Source organism: Clostridium sp. UBA2485 (genome assembly GCF_002341865.1).
Taxonomy (GTDB): domain Bacteria; phylum Bacillota; class Clostridia; order Clostridiales; family Clostridiaceae; genus Clostridium_J.
Genome location: NZ_DDOV01000118.1, coordinates 17,546 through 27,333 on the forward strand (window position 1 = coordinate 17,546; position 9,788 = coordinate 27,333).

Below are 9,788 nucleotides of genomic sequence, written 5' to 3' on the forward strand. Positions count from 1 at the left end.
CTTTGTATTTGTAGATAATTTAGCTATTTAAAAGGTAAGTATTAGTTGTAAGATATCTATTTCAATTACTCTCTAATTTTTTTACATAATAAAAGTCTGTGAACTCCTTTGAATATCTTTCAATAGTATATCCAAAATTAGGTTTACACAGACTTTTTACACATTCTTAAAAATAAATGTCTAATTAAAACATTATTTAGAGTTTATTAAATCTATTGCAAAGTTTAGAGACTTTCTTAACTTCATTAAATCTTCTTCTTTAGGAGTAAATTTAACTCTAATGGGAAATAGTATGTCACTAATTCCTGTAGAGGTTATAACCTTTGAAGTAGACAGAGTATTCATATTTGTTTTTAGCAAATAGTCTTGAATTATTTCAATTGCTTCTCCACTCCATCCATAAGATCCAAAAGCTACGGCAAATTTATTGCTATAATCTTTATCTTTTAATTCTTTTAATATGTCTTCCATTTCTCCTATCATATCACCATATTTGGTAGAACTGCCTAAGAAAATTAAATTAGCTTCATCTAGTGATTTAAAGATTTCTTCCTTAGAACTCTTATTAACATTTAGTATTTCACTAGTTATTCCTTCTTCTGTAATATAATCATAGATTTCATTTGATATTTTTTTGGTATTATTAGTCATAGTAGAATATAATATTAACGCCTTTCTATCTTTAACATTTTTACTACTCATTTCATCATATATTGATATGAATTTTTTAACATCACTTCTCAATATATAACCATGAGAAGGCGCAATTATATCTATATCTAATTTAGAAATCTTCTTTATCATGTCTTGCACATATTTTCTATGAGGGTGCATTATTAAATTGTAATAAACCTTAAAATCCTCAACAATGTCTTCTTTAGCTAAATCATTAAAATAATCATAGTTTGCTATATGAGTACTAAATATATCACAAGGAAATAATATTTTATCCTCTTCTAAATAAGTAATCATCGTTTCTTCTGTATGAAGATAAGGAGTTTCTATAAATCTTAAAGTTTTTCCGCCAATATCTAAAGTGTCATTATCTTCTACAGTTAAAAATTCTCTATTGTGAAGTTTATACATTTCTTTAAGTTGTTCAGCTGCTAACTCTGTACATACAATTACTGCGTTTTTTGCTTTATTTGCTAATGCAATTAATCCACCTGAGTGGTCAGGCTCTGTATGATTTATAACTATATATTTAATTTCTTTAGGATCTATAAATGTTTCTAAATTCTCTACATATTCTTTTCCAAAGGCTATATCTACTGTATCTATAATTGTTGGATACTCTGACATTATTAAATAGCTATTATAAGTGGTACCTTTAGCTAGAGTTAACCTATGAAAAGGAACCTCCCTATCATCAATTTTTCCTACCCAGTAAATATTATCTTTTATTATTATATTACTCATAATTATTACCTCCCAATTGATCTAACCTATATTATGGCTTAATTATAGTTTTAATTAAGTTTTTAAAATATGATTCAAATCAAATTTTTAAAATTTAATATAAATTAAATTTGGGAGGAGTAAAAATTTTTAAAATATATATTCTTTTTTATTCATGCAAGTGAATTAAAGAACATGATATGAAAAACAATTTGAATACTAGATTTATACAAAATTTAAAGATTTATCAAGAGTACTAAATAAAATAGTATATAGAAGATATTTATGATCCAATTTTATTATGTCGACAATTTATTGAAACAATGTGGATATTATGGTATAATATTACTTAATTTCAAGAAATTTAAATTATAATGTAATAAAAGGTCATAGTAAAAAATAGTTATTAATAAATTTATATTCTAAGGGGGAAGTTATGAAAGAGAAAAAGGGGCTAATAATATTTTTAATTTTATTTTCAATACTATGTATGAGTATTCCTGTTTTAGCTAGAATTTTTAGGGAAACCATAGAATTATATAGATTTGATTTCTCTTTATTTCCAAGTAACTATATAAAAGAGGTAACTTTAAGTTCAGAAACATATAGAAGCTTTCTAAATTTTAAAAATCCAGTTAATGGATTAGGTTTAGCTATAATTATTATATTTTTGCTTTCTTACATTATCAATAAATTAGGATTGTTTAAGGTTAAAGACAAATATGAACAATTTGAAGGTTATGGATCTCATGGGACAAGTAGATGGCAAAGTGATAAAGAGATTAAAGATAACTATTATAAAGATAATTTAGGTTGGTTTTTAGGAACTATAGAAAAGAATAAAACTTATGATATTGGTATGAGAGCGGCCTATCATCCTGTAAATGGTGAACTAAATATGCAACAAGTAGTAATTGGGCCACCAGGTTCAAATAAAACTACGGGATTTGTATTAAATAACATATTTCATATATGCAATATGTATAAGAATAAAGAAGAAAAAGCAGATATTATAATAACAGATCCTAAAAGCGAATTATATTCACTTACAGCAGGTTATCTAGAGAAAAATGAATATGATGTTAAAGTTCTTGATTTTATACACTTAACATATGGCGATTGCCTAAATCCTTTAGATTTTATAAATGATGATAAATCGCTAATGGAAATAGCAAAAGGATATATTGATTCTGTTGAAAGTTCTAATGGTGATAAAGCTAGTGGTGATATGGCATTTTGGAATAATCAAGAAGCACAGTTATTAGCAGCTCTTATAGGCTTTGTAAAGCAAGCTTACCCAAAAGAAAAGCAAACCTTTTCAGAAATTTCTCAAATACTAACTAGTGAAGATGTTAGTGATATAGATAATGCTAGATACTTTTTTGAAGATAATAATATAAAAGGAGCAGCAAGACAGCTTTGGAATAACTTTTTAATGTTAGCGGAAAGTGAAAGGACTAGATCCAATATATTAGGGGGACTATCCGAAAAACTAAAATTATTTTCGATAAAAGGAATACAAAATATAACAAGTAGAACTACTGTAGACATAGACAAATTAGGAACAATAAAAGATAAACCTATGACTTTATTTATTCTAATTCCCGATAGCGATAGAACTTTTGCGCCGGTTATAAATATAGTAGTAAATACATTATTTAAGCAACTATATAAAACAGCTTATAATACTAAGAATAAGCTTGAATTTCCAGTATATTTTTTATTAGAAGAGATGGCCAACATAGGGAAAATTCCAGGAATTCAAGAAATGCTTGGGACTATGAGAGGAAGGCGAATATATCCTATGATGATATGGCAATCTCTTTCACAAATGAAAGACCGCTATGGTGATAAAGGATTTGAAGATATTATGTCCATGTGTGATACACATGTTTACTTGGGGGTTAATGATCAATTTACAGCAAAGTATTGTAGCGATAGTTTAGGAAATACAACTATTAAAGTTCAAGGATTATCTCAAAAGAGTGAAGGTGGTTTATTTAGTATTAATGAAAAATCTGGTAGTGAAAATTATCAGCAAAGAAATTTGCTAATGATTGATGAATGCATGAGATTAGATAATAAAAAAATGATAATAAGACAGAGAGCTAAAAATCCTATACTACTCAATAAAGTTCAATATAAGTACTGGGAATATAATCTCTGCGAAAGTAAGGAAATATTTAATTTGAGAACTATAGAAGAAAATGAAGAATTTAAAGAGGATAATCTTTGTAAAAGTGTGTAGAGACAGTATAAATATAAAAGTAATATGATTTATAGATAAAAAATAACATAAATACATTTGGAATAGTAGATTAAGCTTAGATAAAAAGATTATTTATAGTTTGAAATAATCTAATTTACTTAAAGGAGAAGTTTATGTTAAAAATTATGCCTTTAATAAAATCGAAAGACAGTTATAAGAGAATAAAGTCAGAGTTTAATTTTGTTGATTTTGAAGAACAAATAACATCATTAGAAAATCTTCAAGAAAAGATGGTTATATGTGACTATGATATAGCTATTATAGATATTAGAATAGCATGGCATGAAGAAGCATTGAATTTACTAAGAAAAAGTGAAATTTTTATAGTTTTATTTAAGGGAGATTTTCAAGATTTAGCCAATAAATTGAATGATACCATAAATGAAGTAAAAAGAAAAATATCTAAATTAGAAGAAGATAAAAGCTTAAATAAAAAAAGTGAACCAGAGATTAAATATGTATATTTAGATAGGCCTTCTGCTGAAAATGAGCCTAAGATTGAAATTAAAGAAGTTGAGAAAATAGTTGAAAAAATAATTGAAGTAGAAAAGCCTATCATTATTGAAAAGGAAATAGAAAGAGAAGTAGAAATTGAAGTAATAGATACTGCAACTATAGCAGTTATGTCCAATTGTAGTAGTGGGAAATCATTTATTACTTGGAATGTAGCACATGGTTTTGCCAGTAGAGGATACAATACTTCAGTTATAAATTTAGATAGAGGATATAGCGCTAATATCTACTATTCAATAGATAAAGAAGAAGAAAGTGCTTTAAAACATGTAAGCAAAGTTAAAAACTTTAATAAAATTTTGGACAAGGCTTATTATGTTAATGAAAATCTTAGAATATTTACAAATGAATTATGTAGTGGGGAAGAGCTAAATAATGAAGAGTTTCTCAAAATTTTAAATTTAGTACAAGCTGATAGTCAAATTACAATTATAGATTGTAAATCAGAAATAAATGATTTATTAAAATCGGCTATATCATATAGTTCTTCTATATTATTTATTTTTGATAATGATAACATGCATTACAATTTGAATGAAAGAATGATTAAAAAAATAAATGATGTATTTAATACTCAAAAAACTATTGTAGTATTAAACAACATATTTTATGAAGGAGCAGAATTAAAAAATAGCATAAAATTTATTAAAAATATGGAGTTGAATTTTAGAGATATAGTAACTATAAAAAATTGTGGAGCAGCTGCTACAGATATGATGTTTACAGATACTTGCCCTTATATCTCTAGTAAAGATGAAAAATTTAAAAATGATATGGATGAATTAATGAATAGCTTAAAGTCTAAGGGAAAAAAGAAGACTTTATTTCAGAAACTATTTAGAAAATAGTACAAGAAGGGAGTAATTATGTTAAAAAAGACTTATTTAACTAAGGAACAACAAATTAAAAGAAGTTTTAAAAAAGGACTAATAGTAAGTTTTATAATTGTAATTGGTGTAGTTATATTATATCAATTTTATGTAATTCCAAAAGTAAAAAAGTCAGAAAAGTCTAAAATATTAATTGGTTTATCAAAAGAAGAGAATCAAATGGATATTATTGCGTTAAATAAAGATATTAATCAAGGTGAATTAATAACAGAAGATATGATTAAAATAGTAACTTATGATAAAGAATTATTACCCACAGATACTTTAAAAGGTAGAGAAGAAATAAAAGATAAGGTAGCTAGAATGAATTTAAAGGCTAATACAATAGTAACTAATTCAATGTTACTAGAAAGAGAGGATGTTCTAACCACAGATTTAAGAAAGCAAGATTTTGATCACATTTTACTTAATGTAAATTTACAGCCAGGGAATTTTATAGATATAAGATATAGAAAAAAAGATGGTAGCGATTTTGTAGTGGCTTCTAAGAAAAAAATACTTGATAGAAATGATGGAATAATGATAACTAATATTACAGAAAAGGAAAGAAATTATATTAATAATTCTACAGTATCAGCATCATTAACAGGAGCAGTATTATATACAACTATATATGTAGATCCAGAGAATCAGCCACCAGCTAAAATTACTTATGAAATAAATAAAAATGTAAAAGAAATTATAGAAAAGGATCCTAACATAATTAGAAGTTCACAGGAAGAGTTAAAAAACAGAATAAATCAAGAAAATGATAATGATAAAAATAAAGAAGATATAGATATTACTAAAAATCATAATGATAAATCAAAAGATGAATTTAAACCTATGTTTATAGAGTAGGAGGAAAAGTAATATGAATATCAATTTATTTATAGGAGCAAATGGTACAGGTAGAAGTCATACAATGCTCATATTAGCTAAAATACTAGCTAGGCTAAATAATAATGTGTTAGTTATAGATACAACTAAGAGTCAGGGCGTATTCAATTATTTTGAATATAACACTGATGTAGAAAGTGAGGTAGCTTTAACAGAGTTAGATCCAATTATTAGAGAAGAGATATCAATATTAGTCGATAACCCTTTAAATAATAGGCTAGATATAGATTATAAAACTTTATTAGAAAATGTAGAACTAAACAAATATAACTATATATTTATTGAAGTTGATGGGGGAGTGGATAGTACATTAATACAAGAAAGCAGTAAAATTTTTATGGTTCAAAATAGTGATAAGGATAAGCTAATAAGAAACAAAAAAATTTTAAAGGAGATAAATATAGATTCTACTAAACTTCATTTTATATTTAATCAAATTGTTGATAGTAGATATGATAAAAGTTATTTATTAGAGAATTTATTTTCTAGTTTAAATAATAAAATAGCAGTTCTGAATAATGAAGATATAGAAATCCCCTTTTTAGAAGAAGATTTAATATGGAGCTATGAAAATAAATTAGATGGGAAGATATCACTAAAAGGATATTCAGGAGATTTCAAAAAAGCGATGTATGAGCTCACTAATATAATTACTTCTGTAGATAATAAAACATTTAAAAAGATAACCAGTGAAAGGTGGGTTTAAATATGCAAATAGCATTTTGGGGCAACTATCATGGACAAGCAGGAGTCACTTCAAATACTATAGCTACTGCCATTTATATAGCTATGAATTATGATTTTAAAATATTACTTACTCATACTCAATATAGTAAATCTAATATGGAAAGTGCATTTTTTAGTGACAATGAAAATAAAAGTTCTATTAATTTTGATGATATAGGTATAGATTCTATTGAAAGGCTATGCAAATCAGGTAAATTAGTTTCTAATGAATTTAGTAGCTATACTAAAACATTAATTGATAATAGATTAGATATTTTAACCGGAAGTAATAAATGTAAAAAAGAATTATTTGAAGATATGTCTAATAGCATTGTAAAGGTTTTAAAGTGTGCCAATGAAGCTTATGACTTAGTTTTAATAGACTTAAATTCTGGAATGGAAAATGTTATAACCAACAAAGTTCTAGAACAATCAGATATTATAGTTGTAAATTTATCTCAAAATGAAAGAGTTATAAGAGAGTACTTTAATAAAAAGGAATGGAATGAGGCTTTAGAAGATAAAAAGACTATTATAGTCTTAGGTAGATATGATTTTGATAGTAAATGTAGTAGTAAATATGTAAAAAAAGTTTATAAATATAAGGATGATATATATTGCATACCTTATAGTTCAGAATTTATGGATTCCAACAATAATCATAATGTATTAAGTTTTTTTCTTTCAAATAGGAAAGAAAAAAGTAATAGTAATAATTATTTATTTTTCAAAGAGATAGAAATGTTAACCAATAATATATTAGAAAACATTAATACAAATATTAAAGATTTAGAAAAACCAATAGAAGACCGTGGAATATTGAGGCAATTCAAATTACTTTTAGGAATGAGTTCATAGGTGAAGATATGTTAAAAGATAATAAGGATATGCAAAGATATAAGATAGAAAATATAAAGATTTTTATAAGAAATACAATAGATGAACTTTTAAAAAATACTATTGACGAAAAGAATTTAACTATAGAAGAATATGAGAAAAAGAAAGTAAGGAAAGAAAAACTAAATCAATGCTTAAAAAGATGTGGAATAGGGGATTTAGGTGCTAAAGAATTTGTAAAAAGTTATATAGAAGATTTAATAACAAAAGTATATGGGATTAATGAAGGGAATATAAACTTTATAATTAATTTTAATAAAGCCATAAGCCTTACAATACAAGATAAATTTGAAATAATATTGCATCATTATAAGAAGATATACGGATATAATGCCTTAAAAGCATTAATAAAAGAATACAATTTAGATACTTTAAGATATTGGGAAGAAGAACAAATGTATTTTATTTCAAGCAAGGATATAGAGTTTATATTTAATAAAGAAAGTATAGAATTGTGTTTTGAAGATAAATTGAAAATTATAACTCAAAGAATTTATTCGATTTATAAAGGATTAGGTGTAATTGATGAGATCAGAGATATGAGAGTCAATGGGGTATCTTTAGGCGTTTCAGGAATACCAGAAGATTTTTTATCAAACTCACAAATAGATTTAAGCTCTTTAAGAAATAGTCTGGAATATATACCAAAAAGTTATGATAGTATTTGGCTTTATTATGAAGGTAAAGAAATACATCTAAATTTTATGAGTTTTGGAAGCTATAAAGAGCTTGAAAGAGTATGTAAAAACTCATATAAATTTAATAATCCAGGGCAATTTTCTCAATCCGATGGCTATATATTTAATACAACTGCTGATAATTGCAGAGTTGTTGTATTTAGACCACCATTTTGTGAAAGTTGGGTTTGTTTTATACGTAAATATGATGTTGATGGTAATTTGAAGGAAATTATAAAGGGAAGAAATGCAGAAAAAGTAATAGAACTAAGTAAATATATGATAAAAGGGTGTACTAATATATCAATAACTGGTCAACAAGGGAGTGGTAAGACAACTCTTTTAATAGGTCTTATTAGAGAAATATTACCTACATATACCCTAAGAGTTGCTGAAAAATTCTTTGAAACTCATTTAAGAATAAAAATGCCTAATAGAAACATTGTAACTATACAAGAAACTCCAGATATATCAGGAGATAGAGCTTTAGATGTATTAAAGAAAACCAATGGATTGGTAACAATAGTGGGAGAAGTTGCTGAAGACTCAGACGTAAAATATATCATTAAAGTTGCACAAGTAGCAAGTAAATTTACATTATTCACTCATCATGCTAAAAAATTTTCAGACTTAGTTAAATCATTAAGAAATTCTTTACTAAATATCAATATGTTCACTAATGAAAGTGCTGCAGAAGAACAAATTATAAGTGTTTTAGATTTTGATATTCATCTTGAAATCACCGCAGAAGGACAAAGATATATAGAAAGAATTACAGAATGTATCCCGGTTGAAGAAGAGAATTTTTCAATGGATTTTCAAAGCTATGGTAATATGAATGAAAAATTAAATGCTTTTATGAAAACTACTGTAGAGTTTTTTGAAAAGATAACTATCAAAAAGAACTATAGAGCTGTTAATATAGTTGAATACAACATAGATAAAGGTAAATATGAATTTAAAAATAGCATAAGTGAAGAAAGAATAAGAGAAATGTATAAAAATATGTTAAAAGAAGATAGAGAATCCTTTAAAAAGTTTATTGAAGAATTTTTTAATGAGGAGGTAACATAAATTACATGTTAAAAAGTTATTTAATAATATTATGTATGGTATTAGCTATATTAGCAGTTTGGATATCAATATATTTAATCATAAAATCTAATTCTAATAAAAGTAAAAAAAATAATGCTAAGAAATACAAGCTATTCCTTAAAATATATGATGTATTAGTTACAATTCCTATAATAGGTAATTCAATATTGAATATAAAAAAATCACTATATGCGAATAGTGATAGTAATGAATATATATTGAGATACAAAGCTATAGTTTATTATTTCATAGGATGGTTCATAACCTTAAGTGTATTTATAACATTATATATTATCTATGGCAAAAATCTATATATAACTTGTGTATTACTTTTTATATCTTATTATTTAAAAACTATATCAATAGATAAGCTTATAGGAGATGATACAAAGCTTTTAAAAGATTTAATTGAATTTATTAGGGATTTAAAACACCAATTTCATA

The 9,788-nt window shown here is 25.3% G+C and carries 8 protein-coding genes; 7 read left to right on the top strand and 1 reads right to left on the bottom strand.

The window, feature by feature from the left end:
* Nucleotides 1–192 precede the first annotated feature (192 nt).
* Nucleotides 193–1,422: an FprA family A-type flavoprotein gene (locus B3603_RS21810; RefSeq protein ID WP_291568996.1), complete on the bottom strand. Its 1,230-nt coding sequence runs from the start codon at nucleotides 1,420–1,422 to the stop codon at nucleotides 193–195.
* Nucleotides 1,423–1,834: 412 nt separating this feature from the next.
* Between B3603_RS21810 and B3603_RS21815 the strand changes: the two genes are divergently transcribed.
* The 7 genes from B3603_RS21815 to B3603_RS21845 all read left to right on the top strand — a co-directional run.
* A complete protein-coding gene (locus B3603_RS21815; RefSeq protein ID WP_291568927.1) occupies nucleotides 1,835–3,646 on the top strand; it encodes a VirD4-like conjugal transfer protein, CD1115 family in 1,812 nt (603 codons plus the stop codon).
* 134 nt (nucleotides 3,647–3,780) lie between these two features.
* Nucleotides 3,781–5,028, top strand: coding sequence for a ParA family protein (locus B3603_RS21820; RefSeq protein WP_291568929.1), 1,248 nt, complete (start codon nucleotides 3,781–3,783; stop codon nucleotides 5,026–5,028).
* A gap of 18 nt (nucleotides 5,029–5,046) precedes the next feature.
* Nucleotides 5,047–5,910 (top strand): SAF domain-containing protein, encoded by an 864-nt coding sequence (locus B3603_RS21825; protein ID WP_291568932.1) that lies wholly within the window; start codon nucleotides 5,047–5,049, stop codon nucleotides 5,908–5,910.
* A gap of 13 nt (nucleotides 5,911–5,923) precedes the next feature.
* Nucleotides 5,924–6,655, top strand: a complete 732-nt coding sequence (locus tag B3603_RS21830) for a hypothetical protein (RefSeq protein ID WP_291568933.1) — start codon at nucleotides 5,924–5,926, stop codon at nucleotides 6,653–6,655.
* A 2-nt stretch (nucleotides 6,656–6,657) separates the two neighbouring features.
* The gene (locus B3603_RS21835) at nucleotides 6,658–7,533 is read left to right on the top strand and encodes a hypothetical protein (RefSeq protein WP_291568935.1); all 876 of its coding nucleotides are present in this window, start codon (nucleotides 6,658–6,660) and stop codon (nucleotides 7,531–7,533) included.
* Between the two features lie 8 nt (nucleotides 7,534–7,541).
* On the top strand, nucleotides 7,542–9,323 hold the full coding sequence (locus tag B3603_RS21840; RefSeq protein WP_291568937.1) for a pilus assembly protein CpaF: 1,782 nt from the start codon (nucleotides 7,542–7,544) through the stop codon (nucleotides 9,321–9,323).
* 5 nt (nucleotides 9,324–9,328) lie between these two features.
* The coding region (locus tag B3603_RS21845; RefSeq protein ID WP_291568939.1) for a hypothetical protein at nucleotides 9,329–9,788 on the top strand (460 nt) is incomplete at its 3' end.